Here is a 22692-nt window from a genome sequence, read left to right as displayed (position 1 = left end):
TCAGGTTTAAGCGCATTATAATATATCCTAAATAACTTTCGTTTTATCATTGCTTCATGTAAACAAAAGTGTTTAATCTGTTTAAGTAAATTTCACATATAGAAAAACACATTTGTGGGGAAGCTGGCAAGTTTTTTTTGCATAAATTAAAGAATAAGCTATAACGGCCGATGATAAGAGTAACCAAAGGAGGAACGTATGGATATTATGATCCCTTATTTAGGGCAGATCACTCGTTTGCAACTTGAGTCGAAAGGTGCTTTTCATATTGCGGGGCTAAAAGATTCGAACGCGCAGCGAATTGAACGTGAAAAGCGGCAAAAACGTCAGTTGGAGCGCAAAGAACTACTGCCTAAAGAAAAGCTTGAAACAGCTAAGAAAGAGCGCAAAACAGACGAAGAAGACGAAACCCATTTAGACACATGGGCGTAATATTTATAGGATCTTATGCATAGGAAATGCATAACTAATTCTAGCACCGTAAGCATTAGCTCGCGGCGCCAGAAGTAAGTTTAAATGTTAGTTTTGTTGTTTGGCACTAATGCTACTGTGAATTAACGGCGAAATAGTGAGCCCTTGCACAATAATCGAAAATATCACCACAACGTAGGTAACAATAACAAGCAGGTTATGTAAATCAGAGCCGCCCACAAATACTTGATCACGAGGAATTGCCGCAGCCATTGCTAAAGCAAGGCCACCGCGCAGGCCGCCCCAGGTTAAAATTTTAACTGAGTGTTTGTCGTATTTTCTAAATTTCTTAAATACCACAAACGGTGCGCCAACACTGATAAAGCGAGCAAGTAATACTACAGGCACCATTAGTAGTCCTAAACCAATTTCAGCTAGGCTGATGGGCATAGTGACAATTAGCATACCGATAATCAAAAACAACAACGCATTTAAAAAGCTATCGGTGGCGTGCCAAAAGTCTTTTACGTAGCGAGTGTCTTCAGGCCCGGTGCGCTCTGTCGCTTTAGTACGGGTTATATTACCTAACAATATACCGCTAGTTACCATCGCCAGTGCGCCAGATATTTCCCATATATTGGCAGCGGCGAATCCTGCTGTCGGTATAGTTAAGGTTAGTAACAAGCGAATATTTACATCACGACTGTTGATGATCAGATAATGACCCACTAACGCAATCACTAAACCAAATGCAATCCCTCCCAGTGCGTCGACAAAGAATAGCTCTGCAATGCCTGCTGCACTGGCTTCAGTGTCGAGAAAAGCCACGGCAAAAATAGTGGTAAAAATAACTAAACCAATACCGTCATTAAATAATGATTCACCTTCAACTTGCACAGAAATGCCTTCAGGGGCACGCATTTGTTTAATAATTGCAAGCACTGCAATTGGATCGGTTGGACTTATTAATGCACCAAACAATAAACAATAGATAAAAGGCACCGCAAAGCCTAACGCGGCAAATAAGTAAAAGCTTAAAAAGCCAATGATAAAGGTGGAGGCTAAGGTCGAAAATAACACCAGTACGGTAATTTCAAAACGTTGTTTTTTGAGTGCCGCAAGGTTAATTTCCAGTGCGCCTGCAAACAGTAAAAAGCCGAGCATGCCTTTGAGTAATAATTGATTAAAATCGATACTTGAGACTATTTGTGTAATCTCCAGTGCGGTTGAATCGCCCAATAATTTTACCGCGAGTATTAATAACAATGAAATCACTACTGAGCCAGTTGTTATGGCAATAGTGGTTTGCATTTTGAGGATATACTGGTTAGCAAATGCGATAAAAATCGCTAATGCAGATAAAAAACAAATGAGGTACCAAGCATTCATTGTTTGACCTTAAATAATATATTGGAATGAGCAAAAAGGAATGTACTTTCGCGCAGGTATGTTACTCCTGAGACTTTCAAATGTCACCGCGATAATACTGTTAATTACACTTTTAATAGGCGTTTATGCTACTGACGCAATGACAGCGAAATTAATTGATGGTTTTGTTTGAAGTTTTATGGGTATGAACAGCTTCTAAACGTCAACAGCTTCTTTTTCTAGTCGTCAACATTTGCAGTTTGCTATCTATATCGGTAGTCCTATTGCCAATTAATTATAGAGCCGAGTAGCAATGACATTTAATGTATTACCAATAATAAAAACAAATGATATGTAACCACATGTTAATTTAATGTAATTATTTATTTACAGTTTTCCGGGGTTTTGTTAGTGATTAATTAACAATGTTGGTTTAAGTTGTTGTTTTAAAATGTTTCTGTTTTGGTTTTTTGTTATTTAATGTTAATTTTTTGTTTCATTTTCAATTTCACTGAAAGCAGTATAGGCTGAACTTGAATCGGGAACGGGTAGTGCCGGTTTAATACAAAAATATTAAATAAATAACAACTTAAATGGAGCGTAAACGTGAATTTATCTAAAATCACATTAGCAACACTTGCTGCTCTTGCGGTAACGCAAGCATCAAGTGCAGTAGCTGCAAATAAACAATATCTAAATGAACAAGCAGCCTAACTACAGCTTTGCAAAATAGTGCGTCATCGGTACTTATGGCAAGCCCAATGCAGTTAGTTGGTTTAGATGCTGGCAATGAGTTAGTCGTATTAAAAGAAGTAAAAAGTAACAATGGTGATACGACACGCCGTTATCAACAACAGTATCAAGGATTACCAGTCATTGGTGATACTGTGAGTTTAACGTTTGATAATAATGGCCAATTAAAACGCGCTCATGGTGCTGCTGTATATGATATTAGTAGCGATATAAGCTCAGTGATGCCAAAACTCAGTAAAAAAATGGCTATTACACAGGGGTTAAAAAACTCCCCCGCAGCGGCTAAATCAGTAAGCCTTAAAAAACACAATGAACAATCGCGTTTAGCGATTTGGCTTGATGCGCAACATGTCGCACATTTAGTGTATGAAGTATCGTATGTTACTTATGGTGCTAATCCTTCTCGACCTTATCAGATCATTGATGCGAATTCTGGTGAGGTTTTGCATAGCTTTGATAACCTTCAACATGCCAATGCGACAGGCCCTGGTGGAAATTTAAAAACAGGAAAGTACATTTACGGGACTGATTTTAGTAGTTTAGATGTGTCGCAGTCAGGCAACACTTGCACCATGAATAACGCAAATGTTAAAACCATTAATTTAAATGGTGGCACCAGTGGCTCTTCAGCGTATTCCTTTACTTGCCCCGAAAACACCTTTAAGGAAATAAATGGCGGTTATTCGCCATTAAATGACGCGCACTACTTTGGTAATGTCATTTTTAATATGTATAACGACTGGATTGGTTCTCCTCCGCTGTCTTTTCAATTGCAAATGCGTGTTCATTACGGCAGTAATTATGAAAATGCTTTTTGGGACGGATCAGCAATGACTTTTGGTGATGGTCAAAATACCTTTTATCCATTAGTTAGTTTAGATGTTTCTGCTCATGAAGTTAGCCATGGTTTTACTGAACAAAATTCAGGGCTGGTATACAGTGGGAAATCGGGCGGCTTGAATGAAGCGTTTTCTGATATGGCTGGTGAAGCTGCCGAGTTTTATATGCTAGGCACTAATGATTGGTTAGTTGGCCAAGAAATTTTCAAAGGCAATGGTGCATTGCGTTACATGAATAACCCGACCCAAGATGGTAGTTCAATTGATAACCAATCGAGTTATTATTCTGGGATGGATGTACATTACAGCTCAGGTGTATTTAATAAAGCATTCTATAACTTAGCAACTAAAGCTGGTTGGGATACTAGAAAAGCTTTTGAGGTTATGGCGCGTGCAAACCAATTATATTGGACCGCTAGTACTAATTGGGACTTGGCTGGTAATGGTGTAATGGATGCGGCATGTGATTTAGATTACAGCCCAGATGATGTACAAAGCGCACTTGCGGCAGTGGGTGTAACGTCAAATTTAAGCCCTGGTAGTAGTTGTGGAGGAGTAGAGCCACCAATTGACGAGCCACTTAGCAATGGCGTGCCACGCACTGGGATCAGTGGTACAGAAAAACAGCAACTGTTCTTTACCTTAGAAGTACCAGCTAATGCCACTAATTTGCAGTTTAATACGGTAGGTGGCAGTGGTGATGCGGACTTGTATGTAAAATTTGCGCAAAGACCAACACTAAATAGTTTTGACTGTAACAGCACGACTTCAACCAGCACTGAACGCTGTGCTATCAGCAATGTTCAAGCAGGTACTTACTATGTAATGGTTGAAGCCTGGAACCAAATATCGGGCGTTTCACTCACGGGGAGTTTTGATGGCGGTGATACGGGTACTACACCAATAAACCGTACTGAAACTAATGTAAGTGTTAGCTCAGGTGGTTGGACTCGTTTTAGTCAAGAACTAAGCGCAGGTTATTCAACATTGAATGTTGCTATAGCGGGTGGTTCTGGTGATGCAGACTTGTATGTTAATTTTGGCTCGCCATCATCAACATCGTCTTATCAATGTCGACCATATAAAAATGGTAACAACGAAAGTTGCGAAATTACTGCTCCACAAGCGGGCACTTGGTATATTGATTTACAAGGCTACAGTGCGGCAAGTGGCGTAACGTTAACAATAACGGCTAACTAATCCCTCACCTAAGGGAGCATTCGCTCCCTTTTTTACCCTTATATTTTCAGAGTCTGAATTTGGGTAAACACAGAAAAAAAGGAAACTGTTATGAATATCTTTGCACCAAGCGTCCTGCTTGGCACTGTGTCATTATTGGTAAGTCAGCTGGTAATAGCACAAGAGCCTGACAGTATTTGGGTAAGTATTGACCCTGTAGCAGCTAAACATTACAAATTAAACCAAACAGCTCATAAACACAGTACCGAGCTCCTCGCTCCACAAGCATCCAGCTTATCTTCTATTAATTTTATGCGTATTAAACAGACTGAAGTGGCTAATTTAAGTGAATTTATGCACGACAATTACCATCGCTGCGGTGGCTTTGTAGCACATGAATCATTGCTTGAGGCGCAGCTTTATACTGAGCAATTAGCTAAAGTACAGAATCAGTCAATCAACAGCTTGGCTATTAACTACACAATAGATAATGCGCAAACGGTACAGACACTGATCAATAACATTAGTCCTAATGATCTAACCAATACCGTTAATTCGTTGAGTGCTTTTAATAATCGCTATTACTCAGTACAAAGTGGAGTTGATGCATCTCAATGGTTAAAAGATTATTGGCAACAGTTAGCGAGCAACCGCGCTGATATTAGTGTTGATTACTTTAGCCATAGTTGGTCGCAATCATCTGTAATTGTGACTATTCAAGGCAGCGAAAAAGCGGATGAAATAGTAATTGTTGGCGGTCATTTAGATTCAATTAATCAATCAAATCCTAGTAATGGCAGAGCGCCCGGGGCGGATGATAATGCCTCCGGTATTGCGGTCTTGTCGGAAGTGCTTCGGGCAATCGTAGATAATAACTATCAACCACAAAGAACAATCCAAATTATGGGTTTTGCAGCTGAAGAAGTAGGGCTGCGAGGTTCAAAAGCGATTGCAACGGCGTATAAATCACAGGGCAAAAATGTGGTAGGTATGGTGCAATTTGATATGACCGGTAATCATGGCAGTAGCGATGATATTGTGATGATGACAGATTATACTAACAGCGGCCAAAATCAGTTTTTGGGACAATTGATCGATACTTATTTACCCACCCTAAGTTATGGTTTTGATCAGTGTGGTTATGGCTGTTCAGATCATGCTTCGTGGTATCAGCAGGGCTTTGCCGCCTCAATGCCATTTGAGTCGCGCATGGCTGATATTAACCCGCTAATCCATACAGCAAACGACAGTAATTTTGATGCTGATCATGCGAGTAAATTTGCCAAGCTTGCGGTGAGCTACTTAGCTGAAATGGCTAAAAATGCCGGCTATGAAGTACCACCCACTGACAATGAACTGGAAAATGGTGTCACAGTGTCTGGAATTAATGCGCTTGCTAAAGAGCAAGTTTTTTATACCTTAGCAGTCCCTGCAGGAAGTAGTAATTTAAACTTTACTACAGCAGGTGGCAGTGGCGATGCTGATCTATACGTTAAGTTTGGCGCACCGCCTACTTTACAAGACTTTGACTGTAACAGCACTAATTCAAACAGTAATGAAGCATGCGCTATTAGTAATATACAATCAGGTACATATCATGTCATGGTTGAAGCATGGAGCGCTATTACCGGTGTTTCCTTAACGGGTAGTTATGATGGTGACAATAATGTACCGACACCGATTAATCGTACCGAGACGAATGTCAGTGTGGCAACAGGAGGTTGGACTCGCTTTAGTCAAAATATCAGTGCGGGTTACGCGTCGTTAAATATTTCTATTTTAGGTGGTAGCGGGGATGCTGATCTGTATGTGAATTTTGGTTCGCCGTCATCAACGTCAACATATCAATGTCGACCTTATAAAAATGGTAATAATGAAAGCTGTACTATTAGCAATCCCCAAGCTGGTGCTTGGTATATTGATTTACAAGGTTACACTGCGGCAAGTGGTATTACTTTAACGATCAACGCACAATAATAACAATAGCAAAGGGGCATTGCTCCTTTGCTATTTGCTTTGCGTATTCACTTGCCCTTGGGGCTATGCTTACGTAAAATCCCGCTATTATTTTTAGCAAAGCGATCGTTATTATCAAACAGCTTTTTAGTGCAGCAGGCCCGTTAGCGCAATCTCTAGATGGTTATACGCCTCGCCAACCGCAGATCGATATGGCGGTTGCGGTGAGTGATGCATTAAAAAACCGCTCGCAATTAGTGGTTGAAGCGGGCACTGGTACAGGTAAAACCTACGCTTATTTAGCCCCTGCGCTAAAGTCTAAAGGTAAAACAATAATTTCAACCGGCACGAAAGCGCTGCAAGAACAATTATATCACCGTGATTTACCACAATTAGTCAAAGCGCTTAGTGCGAGTAAAAAAACCGCGCTGCTAAAAGGGCGCAGTAACTATCTATGTACTTATCGGCTTAATCAGCATGTTGCCCATGTACCGACCGATGATTCTGATGTGATGCATCAATTGGCCATGGTGGCTAAATTTGCCAGTGAAACGCACACCGGTGATCTGGCTGATTGTATTGGTATCGAAGAAGATGCCAAAGTATTACCTTATGTAAGCTCCACTGCGGATAACTGCTTAGGTAAAGAGTGTCCTGATTTTCAAGATTGCTATATTCGCAAAGCCCGCTTAAAAGCGATGGATGCCGATATAGTAGTGGTTAACCATCATTTGTTTTTTGCAGACATGGCGGTAAAAGATACCGGCTTTGCTGAACTCATTCCCACAGCTGATGCCTATATATTTGATGAAGCACACCAATTAAGTGAAATTGCCAGTGATTACTTTGGTGAGAGTATCAGCACTAAAAAGCTGGTGGACTTAATTAATGATTTACGAGCAATTTATCGCTCTGACATTCCGGATATGCTGCAACTTGGTAAAACCTTAAATAAGCTTGAAACCAGTGTTGCAGACTTGCGCTTACAATTTGGCTTAGATGGTAGCCGAGGTGATTGGCGACAAATGCTGGCAAGTAAAGAAATTTGCGCCGCGTTACATAGGGTGATCAGCGATTTAGACTTTTTGTATCAAGTACTCAAACATTGTTTAGACCGTAGCGGTAAAATAGAACACCCATTTGAGCGTACCTTAGCTTTTAAAGGGCAATTAGAACGGGTGTTTGATATAAGCCAAACAGGTAACAGTTATTGGTATGAAACAACACGCCGCTATTTAACCGTACATATAACTCCGCTTAACGTATCAGTTAAATTTGCGCAAATGATGGCAGACACGGGGGCTGGCTTTGTATTCACCTCAGCGACTCTATCTGTCGATAATGCACTTGATCATTTTAACGCAAGCCTAGGCCTTAAGCCTGCCAAAAGTATGATGGTTGATAGTCCGTTTGATTATTATCAGCAAGCCTTATTATGTTTACCGCGTTATTTGCCTGAAACACATGCAGCGAATATGCCTCATGCGATTGTTAAGCTTACCCTCGATTTAATTAAAGCAGCAAAAGGGCGCTGCTTTGTATTGTTTACCAGCTATCGGATGATGCATTTAGTCGCCGAAGGGCTAAGTACGCAGATTGATTATCCTATTTATATGCAAGGGCAAATGTCTAAACGTATTATTTTAGAAAAATTTACCCGCCATGGTAATGCCGTATTATTAGGTACTGCGTCGTTTTGGGAAGGAGTTGATGTCAGAGGTAGCACACTCAGTTGTGTTATTATTGATAAGTTACCCTTTGCAGCACCCGATGATCCACTGCTCCAAGCTAAAATGCAAGATGCGCAATTACAAGGACATGATCCTTTTGCTTATATTCAATTGCCACAAGCGGTGATTGCACTAAAACAAGGCGTTGGACGACTGATCCGCGATAGTAAGGATAAAGGGGTGTTGGTGATTTGCGATAACCGTTTAGTGACACGCCAATACGGCCAAGTCTTTTTAAAAAGCTTGCCGCCGATGCGCCGCACACGTAGCCTTCAAGTGGCCAGTGAATTTTTAGAACACATTAACTAGAGAAATAATTACCATGAATAACGCAATCAGTACTAGTGATATTAATCTATTAGCATTTGACGCTTCTACCGAAGCATTGTCTTTAGTGCTCAATTATAATGGTCAGTTATTTCACCATTTTGAAGTATGCCCGCAACAGCATAGTCAAAAAATCTTACCGTTGGTTGATCAGTTGTTAGCTAAGGCAAATTGCCGTTTAACTGATTTAGATGTTATTGGTTTTGGCCAAGGCCCAGGTAGTTTCACTGGCGTGCGTATAAGTGTCGCCATTGCGCAAGGCTTAGCTTATGCATGTAAACTGCCACTAGTTGGCGTGTCAACGCTGCAAATGATGGCGCAGCAAGCTTATCAACAAACCGGTGAAAAAAGTGTATTTAGTGCTATTGATGCGCGTATGGGAGAAATATATTTTGCCGATTATAGACTCAGTGATAATGGTGTGATGACCTTACAAGGTGACGAACAAGTATTAAAACCCGCATTATTATCTCTTGCAGACGAACCAGGGATTGCAGTGGGCACTGGCTGGCAAACATACCCTGAGGCACTGGCAGATAACCCACAAATAGCTATCAATAACGACATCATATTACCTGATGCCGGTTTTATGTTGGCTACAATTAGCGATGATTTCAGTGCGCAACGTACGGTCAGTGCTGCGCAAGCTCAACCTAAATATGTACGTGATACAGTAACCTGGAAAAAATTACCTGGACGCGAATAAACTGATTAATAAAGCAACTTGCAAGGTTATTAAATTTGGCACATAATTTAATAACCTAAGTAACGAGACGCAACTTTGAATCTACCTATTGGCTCAGGGTTTTACTCGGGAGACATACCCGGTAAAATTACCTCAAGACAGATCAACACTAATAAACCTCAGGGTTTATTGGAGCAATCTGCTGCTGATAATAAACAGTCTGCGGAGTTTGTTAAATCAAGCCAAGCAGGTATTGCGCTGGCTGATAAGTTACAAAGTGATACTGCCCAACCTAGTTACCGACAAACGATTTATGACCAACCGACAGCCAAAGTAAGTCGTGCTATTTCAACCTACACCGAGTTTGCTAATTTAGAACGCCGAGCTGAAGTACAAAACTTAATTGGTGTGGACATCTACGCTTAACAATTAGACAGTAATTTAACTCTGTGTTGATGTGCCTGTATTTGGCAAAAGTTTACCTCCAGCTGTGATTAAAAAAGCCCAGATACATTATGACTGGGCTTTTTATAATTAACCTTTAATGTTGCAGTTAGCCTCTACCCTCAGGAAAAGCAACATGCCAATTAAACGTTACTGCTGTTCAATAAAGCCGATCAGTTTATCGGCAATATCAGTATTGTTTTGTGAGCCGATAAATTTATCAGCACCTTTACCATAGGCAAATACTTGTACATCAATAGCAGTGTGACCGCCGGTAGTCCAACCGGTGAAACTGGCTCTACTGATAATATCTTTAATGGCAAGATTAAGTGGTTTATCACCTAATTTTTTTGCTTGTTCAAGCTTGATCTGGTTTTCGGGAGTGTATTCTATATTCGTGTTAGCAGTCCAAATGGCTTTTAAATCATCAGACTCTGACATTAATTTAGTTAATTTAACGGCTGTGGCTTTCACGCCTTTTACTACCTCGGTTTCCCATTTATATTGACCATGCGCACCTAATGTTAAACCACCTGTTGAGTGATCTGCGGTGATCACCAATAAGGTATCCGGGTTTTTATCAACGTATGCTTTTGCTTGCTCGATTGATTTAGCAAAATCATCCATTTCCGCCATTGCACAGGCAATATCATTGGCATGGCCACACCAATCAATTTGGCTGCCTTCGATCATCACGAAAAAGCCATTTTTCTTATTTTCATCAAGTAACTCAAGCGCTTTATTGGTCATTTGTGCTAAGCGTGTAGGGTTATTATCTAACGCAAAGTCAAGCCCAACTGGAGCAAATAATCCCAGCGCAGGAATTTGCTTAATATCTTTTAACGCACTAAAGTCATCACTGTATTGATAGCCCGCTTGCTTAAATTCTGCAACTAAATTACGGTCTTCGCGGATGTAATATTTAGTACCGCCACCGAGCATTAAATCAACGGGAAGTTTTCCGGCAATTTTATTATCAATGTAATCATTGGCAATTTCATCGTAGTTACGACGAGATTCATTATGTGCAGCGAAGCTTGCAGGCGTGGCATGATTGATTTGTGATGTTGCAACTAATGCGGTGATCATGCCTTTTTGTTTGGCAATTTCGAGCATTGTTTTTACCGGTTTTTTATCGGTATCAACTGCAATTGCACCATTATAGCTTTTATGGCCGGAGCTCAAAGCTGTTGCGCCAGCAGCACTGTCAGTTACATAGGTATGGTCGTCAGGGTAAGTATGTGCCATACCTTTAAGAATTGTATCAAACACCGTACCTTCAATTTCTTTGGTCGACGGATCATCTTTAAAGTAGCGATATGCTGTAGTATAAGCGGGGCCCATGCCATCACCAATCATATAAATTATGTTTTTTGGTGCTTGCTCTGCGTATGCACTTGCTGAGCATAATAATGCCAAGAGGCTTATTTGTTTCTTCATCTTTGTACCCTGTTTATTATGTAGTGCCATTGTATACGCAATGTAGTATAAATAAATGTCTTTTACGTTAAACAAACTAAAAACAAAGGGGAATTACGCAGTGCATCCATTTTCAGTTCAAAGTGGCGCATTAACACTTCATGGCCTAACATTTGGGCAAGGAAAAGAGGTTGTCATTGCATTACATGGTTGGCTTGATAATTGTCATAGTTTTTTACCCATGTTAGAACATAACACCTTAACTGCAACTTGGTATTGTGTGGACTTTCCAGGACATGGTTTATCAGATTGGCGTGGAAGCGATGCACACTATTATTTCACTGATTACATTGATGATATTTATAATTTGATCGAAAAACTGGGAGTTAATAAAGTACATTTAGTTGGTCATTCTATGGGCGCAATGGCCGCAGGGCTTTTTGCTAGCTGCTTTCCTGATAAAGTAAATACAGTTACTATGATTGAAGGACTGGGAGTTGTCACAACACCCAGTGAAAAAGTGGTTGAGCAGCTTAGAAATGCAATTTTGAATCGACGTCGTGTAAATAAAAAAGCACCCCGACAGTACGAGTCAAAACAAATAATACACCAAGCACGGGCGACACAAAGTGACTTACCTTTGGATTTAATAGCACTTTTGATGGACAGAAATATACGAGAAACTGAACATGGATGGCTGCTAAGAACTGATCCAAAGCTTAAAAATCATTCAGGTTTTAGATTTGATGAGCAACAATGCATAGCGGTAATAAGCGAAATAAATGTGCCGTGCCAATTAATTCTAGGCAGTAAAGGATATCAATTTATTAGTGATAATTTAAATAAATATGCTAATTATTACAAAAGCTTAACAGTAAATGAAGTTGAAGGTGGCCACCACTGCCATATGCAAAGCCCTGAGCAATGTTTACAGCAGGTTCATGCATTTATGCTGCAAACTGGTGCATGTTAATTGTATATTTGCACAAAATGTGGGAATATTTGCGAATTAGAGTGATTGCTCAATTGTGAAATTGCCTTACTTAGTTTAAGGTTTAATAAAAATAAATTATAAATAGAACAGGAGCTAAGAGTGGAAAAAATTTGGCTGAAGCGCTACCCAGAGGGTATGCCTGAAACAATCGATCCTGAGCACTACAACTCGTTGTTAGAAGTGTTTGAAAAAAGCTTCACTGACTACAAAGACTTGCCTGCTTTTACCAATATGGGTAAAACATTGAGCTATGATGAAATAGACCAAGCAACAAAACGTGTTGCCGTGTATATTCAAAAAGAGCTGGGATTGAAAAAAGGCGATAAAGTGGCTGTAATGATGCCAAATTTATTACAAACACCTGTTTCAATACTCGGTATTTTACGTGCCGGTTGTGTCGTAGTTAACGTTAATCCGCTTTACACTGTACGTGAGCTTGAACATCAATTAAATGATTCAGAAACATCAGCGATTTTTATACTGGCTAACTTTGCAGACACGCTTGAAAAAGCATTGCCGCACACTAAAGTAAAACACATCGTAGTTACCCAAGTGGGTGATATGGTGGGTGGCTTTAAAAAGCACTTGGTTAACTTTGTTGTTAAGCATATTAAAAAAATGGTGCCAAGCTATTCATTGCCTAACCCCATTAAGTTTGAAGCCTTACTTGCAGCGAACGAAAAAGATTACATTAAACCTGAAGTGTGTTTATCTGATATTGCTTTTTTACAATATACCGGTGGCACAACGGGTGTCTCTAAAGGTGCGATGCTGACCCATGGCAATATGGTAGGTAACTTAGAGCAGGTTTCTGGTTGCTTAGATCAAGTGTTAGAACGTGGCAAAGAAGTTGTTGTCACTGCTTTACCGCTTTATCATATCTTTGCACTAACAGCGAACTGCTTAACGTTTATGAAGTATGGCGGATTAAATTTATTGATCACTAATCCGCGTGATATGAAAGGCTTTGTGAAAGAATTAGGCCAACATAAATTCACCGCGATCACGGGTGTAAATACATTATTTAATGGTTTGTTGAACACACCGAGTTTTGCCGAGCTTGATTTTTCAAGTTTGAAAATGTCCCTTGGTGGTGGTATGGCTGTACAGCGACCTGTTGCTGAAAAATGGCAAAAGATCACCAGTAGCAAATTAATGGAAGGGTATGGTTTAACTGAGTGTTCGCCATTAGTTACTGTCAGTCCTTATGATCTAGATTCATACAATGGTTCGATTGGTTTACCTGCACCTAATACTGAGATCAAGTTGATGTTAGATAATGGTGAAGAAGCAGCCAAAGGTGAGCCGGGCGAATTATGGGTTAAAGGCCCACAAGTGATGGTTGGTTATTATAATCGTCCTGATGCAACGGCTGAGTGTTTGCAAGATGGTTGGTTTGCCACAGGGGATATAGCCACTTATGACGATGAAGGATTCTTTTATATTGTTGACCGTAAAAAAGATATGATCATCGTATCTGGCTTTAATGTGTTCCCAAATGAGATCGAAGAAGTGATTGCAATGCATGAAGGTGTTTTAGAAGCAGCAGCAATTGGTATCCCTCATGATGTTAGCGGCGAACAAGTTAAAGTTTTTATTGTTAAAAAAGACCCATCTTTGACTGAAAAAGATATAATAAAACACTGTCGTGATAATTTAACTAATTACAAGGTCCCTAAACTGGTTGAGTTTAGGGATGAATTGCCAAAAACAAACGTTGGCAAAATACTCAGACGAGCCTTGAAAGATTAGCAAGCTAAAAAAGCCGACATATGTCGGCTTTTTTATTGTAGGAGATTAAGTGCAATATCAATTGATCCAAACCCAAAATCAATTAAATGAGTTTGTAGAGCAGATCCGTAACAAACCCATCTTAGCAATTGATACAGAATTTATGCGTCGTCGTACTTTGTATCCTGAAGTTGCCCTTATTCAAGTTTATGACGGCGAACATTTAGCATTAATCGATCCGCTAGCCGAGCTATCATTGTTTGATTTTTGGCAGATTCTACGTGATCCTGCGGTGTTAAAAGTCTTGCATTCACCGTCGGAAGATATTGAAGTATTTCAAAAATACGCCGGCTTCGTACCAGCTCCCTTATTTGATAGCCAATTTGCCTTGCAATTATTAGGCAATGGCAACTGCATGGGCTTTGCTCATATGGTAAAAAATTTACTCGATATTGAAATCGACAAAAGCGAATCACGGACCAATTGGTTACAGCGTCCGCTAACAATTAAACAACTCGATTACGCTGCAGCTGATGTATTTCATTTATTACCGTGCTTTAAAATTATTATTGAACAAATCAACGACGCTGGTTTCTTTGATATTGTGATCAATGAAAGTGAGTTGATTGCACAAAAACGGGCTTATCAAACACCGGATGAACATCTGTATCGAGACATTAAAAATGCTTGGCAATTAAAACCTGCGGATCTTGCTGTATTAAGAGAGCTTGCGGCTTGGCGTCGTAACAAAGCGATACGCAAAAATTTAGCGCTTAACTTTGTATTAAAAGAGCATTGCTTGGTTGAATTGGCAAAACGCAAACCAACGAGTTTAACTGCAATGCGTAATGTCCCAGAAGTCGATAGCATCGAAGTTAACCGCTCGGGCGTTGAAATCTTAAAGTGTATTGAAAAAGCTAAAGTGATCCCTGTTGCAGATTTTCCTGAGCCACTAAGACGACTTATTGACTTTCCAAGTTATAAAAAAGTAGCCAAAGAAATTAAACAAAAAATCACTGCAGTTGCTAAAAAACAGGGCATTCCAGAAGATGTATTTGCATCTAAAAAGCAAATCAACCAGTTGATCAGTTGGAATTGGAAGTTAACCAGCGCTGAGCGTGAACAGACTCCAAAGCCCGATTTACTTAACTCATGGCGTTATGAATACTTAAAAGACACACTGAAAGAGTGGGATGTATAATTATTAAGAGTTCATAGGGACTAAGATAGTTAATGTACTATTGTTAGTCCCTACTGTTTGTGTCAGAGGAGGGAGAAAGTTACTTTATTCGCCCATTTTAGCGAGGATCTTATCTAAATTAACTTTAGATTTAGCCACGCTTTGCATTGGTGTTAACCCATTCGGGTATTCTTCCTGCTCTACGACTAGCCACTGAGTGGCGCCATCAACAATCAATGTTTCTATTATTTTTTGCCATGGATAATCATTTTCACCTAATATAGGACTTAAGCCATCGTTAGGATGGGTGCGAACTTTTAAGTGGGTTGCCAGGGTTCGTCCTGGGTATTTTTTAATGAAATATTCAGGATCTTTTCCTGCATAATGTACCCAACCTATATCAAGCTGCAGTGGCAGGGTATTTGGCGTATTACTGGCAATAGCGTCCCAGTATGTCGCGTTTTGGAATTGACTAAACTCCTTATTATGGTTGTGAAAACCGATGTGCATAGCATAGCGCTGAGCGATTTCATTAACCTGAACGAGTTGTTCGGTCAGAGAGGTAATTCCTTGTGGGTGCCAAGCTCTTTCATCCCAAGGTACAAATAAAATCGAGACACCAAGGGTTTTATAAAACAATAATGTGTCTGTTAAGGTGTCATCCGTTAAGGAGTCAAAGCCGATATGTGCGCTACTAGCGACTAAATTTAGCTTCGCGAGTTTGTCCTTCAGTGCACTTGGATTGTTCTTATAAGGCCCAAAGTCACCTGCAAATTCCACACCTTGAAAGCCCATATCAGCAATAGATGAAAGGGTGCCATCAAAATCCGCTTTTAAGGCATCTTTAACAGACCAAAGCTGAACACTAACGGGGAGTAGTTGTTTGCTTGTTTTTGCATAGATAGACAGCGAGTTTAAAACACAAAAAATAAACAGAATTGAAATAACATAATTAAATAATGATTTGATTTTGAACATAAAAAACACCTAGGAGGAAAAGCAGGGAATTGCTCCCTGCTTAGGGCTGGGCTAGCTAAAAAATAACTTAGCGTTAACTGGCAACTGAATCTTGATAAGCATACTCGGTCAAACCCAGTTCAGCTAAAACGCTATCTAAATGGGCTTTTGCTTCGTCAGTAGGTCCTGGGTAATCGCCTGCAATAGGCACATTGCCTAAATAGCCAATATCTTTACAACCTTGCGGTGTACAAAAGTAGGCACCAAGTACAAGGTTTTTAAAGCGTAAAAAAGCATTACCAATGCGTTGAAACTGCGCAGGGGTTTCATCATCAAAATAAGCAATATCATTTAAGATGGCTGTTTGTTGCTCTTTTTTCAATGCGACAAATGGTGCTTTATAACGCAGCACAGCCTCATCATCGATCCATGCTAAGCCGTGTAAAATAGTAACGCGGTCTTTTTGTTGACCGTTATAAGGTGAGCTTACCCACTCATCAATCACACTCGGTACATTTACCTCAGTTGCACTTGGGTTGTTACCTTCGCTAGGCACGATATAATCGGCTAACACCGCAACTAAATTTAATTGTGCTTGAGTTAATGTCAATGGCCAAGGTGATTGTGGTGGCATAACCATATTTGGATCAGTGCCATAACCTTTAGCTGTTATAGGTTGTAAATCTAAGTCAGGCCAATGTCCTTTATCACTAATTTTCTCTTCTAACGCTTTACTACATCCTGCTGAAAGTGATACGGCGGAACCTGCGGCTAATAAACCAAGCCACTTTAACGATTCACGACGTGTCATGCCGGAAATATATTTGTATGAGTCAACACGATCTTCATTATGCATGTTACAGCGCTCCTTGTTCTATTTGTTTGGCTATCCAGGTTGAATTACGCATTGCCAATGTCATGATGGTTAATGTGCAATTTTTATGTGGATTAGAGGCAAATACCCCTGCATCCATCACAAATAAGTTGTCGCAATCCCATGTTTGGCCCCATTGATTGGTCACTGAATCCTTTGCTGAGCTGCCCATGCGAGTGGTGCCTACTTCATGAATGATCTCGCCACCTTTTGAAATTGCTTTTTCAGCAGCAGGTAATTTGCCCACAGTAGCCCCTAGATTTTCAAGGATCTGTTTCGCTGTTTTTAAGCCGTGCTCAATTTGTTTTAGCTCACGATCTGACCATTTGAAATGAAATTTCGAAACCGGAATGCCCCATTTATCTTTAACATTTTCATCAATTTCCATGTAGGTATCATCGTTGGGGAGCATTTCTCCGCGCAGCGCAAAGCCAACATAAGATCCATAGGCATCACGAACTTGTTGTTTTAGCTCAATACCATAACCACGTTTATCGCCAGAGACTCCAGAGCCAGGTTGATTAAAACCGCTACTGATCTCAAAGTGATAACCACGAGGAAAATCAAGCTCACCTTTGGCATGTGCTTTGTGTCCCCACCAAGGAATAAATAAATGGTTCCCAGTGTGGCCATCTTCGTTATAACGTGGGCGACCTTTTAATGCTGGAACTTGCGCACCAAGCCAAGCACCGGTTGAATCCATTAAGTTACGACCTACTTGGCCACTTGAGTTAGCTAAACCTTTGGGATGCTTGGCGTGTTTTGAATTTAGCAAAATTCGTGCGGATTCGCAGGCACTAGCAGCAAGGATCACGATATCTGCTGTCAGTGTTTTTTCAGCTACGGTTTGCTTATCTATATAAGTTACACCCGTTACTTTACCGTCATCATTAACAGCGACTGATTTAACCATTGCATCAGTAATTATTTCTAAATTCCCAGTTGCTTTTGCCATAGGTAATAATGAGGTTGTAGTTTGAAACGCCGCACCGATTGAGCAACCATGGCCACAAGGTGTTGCATAAAAGCATGCCATACGATCATCTTTTGGCCGAGTTAATACTGCTCTGTGCATAGGCACGGCAGCGATACCCAGTTTTTTCGCACTGGCAGCAATCAGTAACTCAGGAATTCGCGGCGTTGGTGGTGGCTGTAATACCCCAGGTGCAGATGGTGGCATATCATCAAGGCCGGTATTGGTGCCGCAAATACCCACTAGTTCTTCCGTGATGTCGTACCATGGTGCGATATCATCATAAGTGAAAGGCCAATCTGCGCCGTTGCCATCTTGGCTTTTACCTTTAAAATCATGTTCACTAAAGCGTAATGAGTAACGTCCCCAGTGATTAGTTCTTCCACCTAACATGCGTGCACGCCACCAGTAAAAATCAGTGCCTTTGGCGTTAGTGTAAGGCTCATCAGGAACTTGCCAGCCACCATCGACGGTTGCATCGTAAAAGCCAAAGTTTTTGTCTTTATTTCCTGCGCCCATTAAAGGAGCTTCACTGTTACGGCGAAACATTGGGCTTTCTTTTTTTGGATCGTAATCACGCCCCGCTTCAAGTAATAATACTTTATGGCCTAGTTTAGTTAAGGTATAAGCGGCCATTGCGCCACCTGCGCCGGAGCCAACAACCAGTACTTTATGATCAAATGTAGACATGCTTATAGTTCCTTAATTTTTATATTTTTAAACCACACTTTGTCACCATGATCCTGTAAACCTATGCGACCTTCCTTTGCTGTTGCGAAGTTAGACCAAGTTGCAAATTTACTGTTTTTAACCAAGGTATTCCAAGTACTACTGCCCACAACAATACTGGCAGTGTTGACATCATTTTGCCAAACTTGTAAATGGTCATTAAGCATTCTAATACGCACCGTGTTCCACTCAGTTGCAGGTTTGTGAGCTGAAGTAGGTGGCGTAAATAAATCATAAATAGAGCCAGATAAATGAGAATCTATTTTCGTATCTGAATGACGTTCGTTATCTATAATTTGGATTTCAGGGGCGTGCGAGTAAATATATTTACCCAACTCATCGGCTAGAACAAAAATGCCACTATTGCCAACTTCACTAATTTTCCAATCTAGTTTCAAGTCAAAATTGCGATAGACTTTTTTAGTGAGTATGTCGCCGCCGCCTTTAGTGAGTAACATTGCGCCATTGTCTATGGTCCATTTTGGGCTGAGTGTCTCACTTTTGAAATTGCGCCAGTGCGACATATCTTTGCCATCGAACAGTAATTGCCAGCCAGCTGTTTGTTCTTCTTTAGAAAGTTGGTTATCGGGTGTCTTAGCAAAAGCACTGCTACTAAAAGCCAGTGCAATTGACAACACAGAGATTGATTTAAGCATATAATACCCCTTATTTTTGTGTGTTACTTGTTGCTATTAAACGTATTTTTCAACGTTTTTATTTTTTGTTATAAACAGATGAAGACCAATAAATACAATGATCAGGACAATCGGAAAAACCAGTAGATTTTGTAATACAGCTTGTCCTGCGAGCACTTCAACTTGTTCTACACTGACACTAGTTGTTTGTGCTTGTGTTCGCGCATTATCAATCCAATGGCCTATGACGGGGTTCCAGATGCTCATTGCAAACATGCCAGCTCCACCAATTAACGACATGCCAAGTGCACCTGTTTTTGGGGCATACTCAGCGACACAACCGATCATGGTTGGCCAAAAATAAGTAACGCCAACGGCAAATAGTGCTGCGGCAAGGTAGATGGTATTACCTTGCGCTTGGCTCATTAAAAATATCCCTAGTGTTGAAAAAATGGCTGAGCCCAGTAGGACACCCGATGGACTAAAGCGGTGCACAATCGGGCCCGCAAAAAACCGACCTAATGCCATCAATCCGGTGATCAAAGCTAAAATAACCATAGGCGAAGCGCCTGACGAGCCAAGGATTTGCTCAATCCATTGCTGTGTGCCAAATTCGGTGACTGCTGTCAGTGTCATGCAAATAATGAGAAACAAATACAGCGGCGAGAGTAAGTGTTTTAAGTTGCTGGTGGTTGAATTTTGCTGTGTATCAAACTGTGGAAATTTCGCTTTAAGCATCATCGCACCATAAATAATGGTGGGCACAAGGATCAGCGAAACTTGCCATTGCCAGCTGAAGCTAGCGGATGTCATTGCATTTGAAGCTAATGCACCAATTACGATCCCGCCAGGAAACCAAACATGAAAGCGGTTTAACATAGTGGTGGTGTTTTTAGGATACATTTGGGCGATCAGTGGATTACAACCGGCTTCAACCGATCCATTGGCAAAGCCAATTAAAAAGGTCGAGATCAATAATCCCCAAAAACCATCTGCAGTGATAGTTAAAATAAGTCCGCATAGGTGGCAAATAAACGCTAATGCAACCAACTTTTTAGCACCAATCGCGTTATAAATGATGCCCCCGAGCATGGTTGCAACCGGAAACCCTAAAAATGCCATGGCATTTACCCAGCCTAGTTGTGTACCAGTGAGGCCGAACTGCTCGCCTAGTTGTCCTAAAACGCCAGCCCTTATTGCGAAAGTCATTGATGTGACAATTAATGCAATGCAGCAAAGCCGAAAAATAATACCATTATTGTTGTTATTCATTGTGTGTGACCCTGTTTATTAAATACCTAATATCCGCTTATTTCGCTGATCATTTGTGTCCATTGCGCTAAAGTCATCAAATGCTTTAGCCGTAGGGCGGATCAAATGCTCTTTTATAAATTGTGCGCCTTCTTTCGCCCCATCTTCAGGATGTTTAATGCAACACTCCCACTCCAGAACTGCCCAGCCATCAAAACCATATTGCGTTAATTTGCTAAAGATACTTTTGAAATCAATTTGGCCATCACCTAAGGAGCGAAACCGACCAGGGCGGTCTTGCCAATCTTGATAGCCACCATAAATACCGCTGCGACCATTTGGATTAAACTCTGCATCTTTGACGTGAAATGCTTTAATACGATGGTGATAAATATCAATAAATTCTAAGTAATCAAGTTGTTGTAAAATAAAATGGCTGGGATCATAAAGAATATTTACCCGTGGATGATTATTTGTCGCAGCTAAAAAGCGCTCAAACGTTACGCCATCATGTAAATCTTCCCCTGGGTGAAGTTCATAGCAAACATCCACATCCATTTCATCAAAGTAGTCGAGGATTGGCAGCCAGCGTTTCGCAAGTTCTTGGAATCCTTGCTCTACCAGTCCTTTTGGACGCTGCGGCCAAGGGTAAAAAGTATGCCAAAGTAGCGCTCCTGAAAAAGTCACATGGCTTTTTAAGCCCAAATTTTTACTGGCTTTAGCAGCCATCATTAACTGATTGATGGCCCATTTAGTTCTGGCTATAGGATCACCGCGTAGTGCTTGAGGGGCAAAATTGTCAAACATGTCATCATATGCCGGATGAACGGCTACGAGCTGCCCTTGTAAATGAGTTGATAACTCTGAAATTGTAAGCCCCGCCTGCGCAGCAATACTAGTCACTTCATCGCAATAATCTTGGCTTTGGGCTGCTTTTTCTAAATCGAAAATACGAGAATTTGCAGTCGGTAGCTGAATTGCTTTGTAGCCTAAATTTGCTGCCCACTGACAAATAGTGGCAAAGCTGTTGAAAGGAGCTTCATCGCTGATGAATTGCGCTAAGAAGATCGCTGGACCTTTAATTTGTTTCATTTTTTATCCAATTTTAAATGGTTGCCACTTAGTGTCTTTGCCCGACGCTGCTACAGCATTTTCTATAAATGCCATTCCGCGAATTGCTTCTTTAATACCAGGCACGTCAAAGTCATGGTTAGATGCTGAGTATCCGGCTTTTTTTGCGTGAATTTGTTTTGCAAAATTGACATAGATATTGGCAAATGCTTCAAGGTATCCTTCTGGATGACCTGCAGGTGTTCGCAGTGAATTTTGTGCCGCAGTACTTTTTAGGCCAACACCTGCACGTAATAGGGTGGTTGGCGCGTTATGACTTTTGAGCCACAAACTATTTGGTTCCATTTGTGACCACTCAAGACTTGCTTGATCGCCATAAATACGCAAATTAAGATTGTTTTCTTCTCCTAAGGCAACTTGGCTAGCAAGAAGAACTCCCTTAGAGTTGTTGTTAAAGCGCAGTAAAACGGTGCCATCATCATCGAGTGTTCTGCCTGCAACAACATGATTTAAGTCAGCGCATAGTGCGGTGATTTCTAGGCCGCTCACGTATTCAGCTAGATTTGCAGCATGCACTCCTATATCAGCTATACAACAACTAATACCGGCCTTATCAGCATCTAAACGCCATTTGGCTTGTTTGGCATTTTCATCTTCGCTGGTGGCAAGCCAACCTTGACTGTACTCAACAATAATTTTACGAATAGCGCCCAGCTCGCCATCAGTAATACGTTGGCGTGCTTCTTTGATCATCGGATAACCAGTGTAGGTATGAGTTAATCCGTATAAACAATCACTGGCTTGCAGAGTTTTTTCTAATAACAGCGCTTGTTCTAAATTTAGGGTGGCTGGTTTATCTGATAAAACGTGAAAACCTGCTTCAATCGCACACTTTGCAATTGGGAAATGCAAATGATTTGGCGTCACTATTGCCACAAAATCAATTCGTTGATCGGCAGGTAACTTAGCTTCTTCGCTAAACATTTGTTGGTAGCTGTCATAGCAACGAGTTGGATTTATTCCTAGCATTGCAGCAGTAGCTTGGCTGCGTGTTGGATCTGAACTAAAGGAGCCTGCGACTAACTCAATTAAGCCATCTAAGCGTGCAGCAATGCGATGGATTGCACCAATAAATGCACCTTGTGCACCACCGACCATCCCCATGCGGATTTTGGCATTATTCATG

At 40.8% G+C, this 22692-nt stretch carries 17 protein-coding genes and 1 pseudogene; 9 read left to right on the top strand and 9 right to left on the bottom strand.

Going from position 1 to position 22692, the window contains the following annotated elements:
- The first annotated feature begins 198 nt into the window (after positions 1-198).
- On the top strand, positions 199-432 hold the full coding sequence (locus H5201_RS15050; protein WP_149980207.1) for a hypothetical protein: 234 nt from the start codon (positions 199-201) through the stop codon (positions 430-432).
- A gap of 87 nt (positions 433-519) precedes the next feature.
- On the opposite strand, the gene H5201_RS15045 is transcribed toward H5201_RS15050, so the two are convergent.
- The gene (locus H5201_RS15045; protein WP_145235717.1) at positions 520-1800 is read right to left on the bottom strand and encodes a sodium:proton antiporter; all 1281 of its coding nucleotides are present in this window, start codon (positions 1798-1800) and stop codon (positions 520-522) included.
- Positions 1801-2385: 585 nt separating this feature from the next.
- Between H5201_RS15045 and H5201_RS15040 the strand changes: the two are divergent.
- From H5201_RS15040 to H5201_RS15020, 5 genes and pseudogenes are all read left to right on the top strand, one after another.
- Positions 2386-4571 (top strand): annotated as a pseudogene (locus H5201_RS15040) (M4 family metallopeptidase).
- A gap of 90 nt (positions 4572-4661) precedes the next feature.
- Complete coding sequence (locus tag H5201_RS15035) at positions 4662-6527, top strand: M28 family metallopeptidase (RefSeq protein WP_182767958.1); 1866 nt, start codon at positions 4662-4664, stop codon at positions 6525-6527.
- Between the two features lie 191 nt (positions 6528-6718).
- Complete coding sequence (locus tag H5201_RS15030) at positions 6719-8545, top strand: ATP-dependent DNA helicase (RefSeq protein WP_220497179.1); 1827 nt, start codon at positions 6719-6721, stop codon at positions 8543-8545.
- Positions 8546-8558: 13 nt separating this feature from the next.
- On the top strand, positions 8559-9269 hold the full coding sequence (gene tsaB / locus H5201_RS15025) for a tRNA (adenosine(37)-N6)-threonylcarbamoyltransferase complex dimerization subunit type 1 TsaB (RefSeq protein ID WP_182785005.1): 711 nt from the start codon (positions 8559-8561) through the stop codon (positions 9267-9269).
- Positions 9270-9344: 75 nt separating this feature from the next.
- Positions 9345-9674, top strand: a complete 330-nt coding sequence (locus tag H5201_RS15020) for a hypothetical protein (protein WP_149980212.1) — start codon at positions 9345-9347, stop codon at positions 9672-9674.
- A gap of 168 nt (positions 9675-9842) precedes the next feature.
- On the opposite strand, the gene H5201_RS15015 is transcribed toward H5201_RS15020, so the two are convergent.
- Entirely contained in the window at positions 9843-11132 is a 1290-nt protein-coding gene (locus tag H5201_RS15015; RefSeq protein ID WP_149980213.1) for an alkaline phosphatase, read from the bottom strand.
- A 100-nt stretch (positions 11133-11232) separates the two neighbouring features.
- Here H5201_RS15015 and H5201_RS15010 point away from each other — a divergent pair, with 100 nt between their 5' ends.
- The 3 genes from H5201_RS15010 (at position 11233) to rnd (ending at position 15037) form a co-directional block, all read left to right on the top strand.
- Positions 11233-12084 carry an alpha/beta fold hydrolase gene (locus H5201_RS15010; RefSeq protein ID WP_182740279.1) on the top strand — a complete coding sequence of 284 codons (852 nt, stop codon included), beginning with the start codon at positions 11233-11235 and terminating at the stop codon, positions 12082-12084.
- Positions 12085-12204: 120 nt separating this feature from the next.
- Positions 12205-13857, top strand: a complete 1653-nt coding sequence (fadD, locus tag H5201_RS15005; RefSeq protein WP_182785004.1) for a long-chain-fatty-acid--CoA ligase FadD — start codon at positions 12205-12207, stop codon at positions 13855-13857.
- Positions 13858-13906: 49 nt separating this feature from the next.
- On the top strand, positions 13907-15037 hold the full coding sequence (rnd, locus tag H5201_RS15000) for a ribonuclease D (RefSeq protein ID WP_145235687.1): 1131 nt from the start codon (positions 13907-13909) through the stop codon (positions 15035-15037).
- A gap of 84 nt (positions 15038-15121) precedes the next feature.
- On the opposite strand, the gene H5201_RS14995 is transcribed toward rnd, so the two are convergent.
- From H5201_RS14995 to H5201_RS14965, 7 genes are all read right to left on the bottom strand, one after another.
- Complete coding sequence (locus tag H5201_RS14995) at positions 15122-15994, bottom strand: sugar phosphate isomerase/epimerase (RefSeq protein WP_182785003.1); 873 nt, start codon at positions 15992-15994, stop codon at positions 15122-15124.
- A 73-nt stretch (positions 15995-16067) separates the two neighbouring features.
- Positions 16068-16829 (bottom strand): gluconate 2-dehydrogenase subunit 3 family protein, encoded by a 762-nt coding sequence (locus H5201_RS14990; protein WP_145235681.1) that lies wholly within the window; start codon positions 16827-16829, stop codon positions 16068-16070.
- Position 16830: 1 nt separating this feature from the next.
- Complete coding sequence (locus H5201_RS14985; protein ID WP_182718783.1) at positions 16831-18510, bottom strand: GMC family oxidoreductase; 1680 nt, start codon at positions 18508-18510, stop codon at positions 16831-16833.
- Between the two features lie 2 nt (positions 18511-18512).
- Positions 18513-19205, bottom strand: coding sequence for a DUF1080 domain-containing protein (locus H5201_RS14980; protein WP_182718784.1), 693 nt, complete (start codon positions 19203-19205; stop codon positions 18513-18515).
- Between the two features lie 36 nt (positions 19206-19241).
- Positions 19242-20456: a sugar MFS transporter gene (locus tag H5201_RS14975; protein ID WP_182740268.1), complete on the bottom strand. Its 1215-nt coding sequence runs from the start codon at positions 20454-20456 to the stop codon at positions 19242-19244.
- Between the two features lie 18 nt (positions 20457-20474).
- Complete coding sequence (locus H5201_RS14970) at positions 20475-21527, bottom strand: sugar phosphate isomerase/epimerase (protein WP_182740269.1); 1053 nt, start codon at positions 21525-21527, stop codon at positions 20475-20477.
- A gap of 3 nt (positions 21528-21530) precedes the next feature.
- Positions 21531-22691 carry a Gfo/Idh/MocA family protein gene (locus H5201_RS14965; RefSeq protein WP_182785002.1) on the bottom strand — a complete coding sequence of 387 codons (1161 nt, stop codon included), beginning with the start codon at positions 22689-22691 and terminating at the stop codon, positions 21531-21533.
- Between the last annotated feature and the right edge of the window lies 1 nt (position 22692).

The sequence above is a fragment of the Pseudoalteromonas sp. SG43-6 genome (assembly GCF_014164365.1).
GTDB classification, from domain to species: Bacteria; Pseudomonadota; Gammaproteobacteria; order Enterobacterales; family Alteromonadaceae; genus Pseudoalteromonas; species Pseudoalteromonas rhizosphaerae.
The sequence above is the reverse complement of the archived record's forward strand: the minus strand, read 5'-3'. Positions and strand labels throughout refer to the sequence as shown.

Bases quoted from the DNA above. Each gene is read 5' to 3' on its own strand.
- H5201_RS15050 (WP_149980207.1), top strand. From the start codon at position 199: ATGGATATTATGATCCCTTATTTAGGGCAGATCACTCGTTTGCAACTT.
- H5201_RS15045 (WP_145235717.1), bottom strand. From the start codon at position 1,800: ATGAATGCTTGGTACCTCATTTGTTTTTTATCTGCATTAGCGATTTTT.
- H5201_RS15035 (WP_182767958.1), top strand. From the start codon at position 4,662: ATGAATATCTTTGCACCAAGCGTCCTGCTTGGCACTGTGTCATTATTG.
- H5201_RS15030 (WP_220497179.1), top strand. From the start codon at position 6,719: ATGGCGGTTGCGGTGAGTGATGCATTAAAAAACCGCTCGCAATTAGTG.
- tsaB (WP_182785005.1), top strand. From the start codon at position 8,559: ATGAATAACGCAATCAGTACTAGTGATATTAATCTATTAGCATTTGAC.
- H5201_RS15015 (WP_149980213.1), bottom strand. From the start codon at position 11,132: ATGAAGAAACAAATAAGCCTCTTGGCATTATTATGCTCAGCAAGTGCA.
- H5201_RS14995 (WP_182785003.1), bottom strand. From the start codon at position 15,994: ATGTTCAAAATCAAATCATTATTTAATTATGTTATTTCAATTCTGTTT.
- H5201_RS14990 (WP_145235681.1), bottom strand. From the start codon at position 16,829: ATGCATAATGAAGATCGTGTTGACTCATACAAATATATTTCCGGCATG.
- H5201_RS14985 (WP_182718783.1), bottom strand. From the start codon at position 18,510: ATGTCTACATTTGATCATAAAGTACTGGTTGTTGGCTCCGGCGCAGGT.
- H5201_RS14980 (WP_182718784.1), bottom strand. From the start codon at position 19,205: ATGCTTAAATCAATCTCTGTGTTGTCAATTGCACTGGCTTTTAGTAGC.
- H5201_RS14975 (WP_182740268.1), bottom strand. From the start codon at position 20,456: ATGAATAACAACAATAATGGTATTATTTTTCGGCTTTGCTGCATTGCA.
- H5201_RS14970 (WP_182740269.1), bottom strand. From the start codon at position 21,527: ATGAAACAAATTAAAGGTCCAGCGATCTTCTTAGCGCAATTCATCAGC.
- H5201_RS14965 (WP_182785002.1), bottom strand. From the start codon at position 22,691: ATGAATAATGCCAAAATCCGCATGGGGATGGTCGGTGGTGCACAAGGT.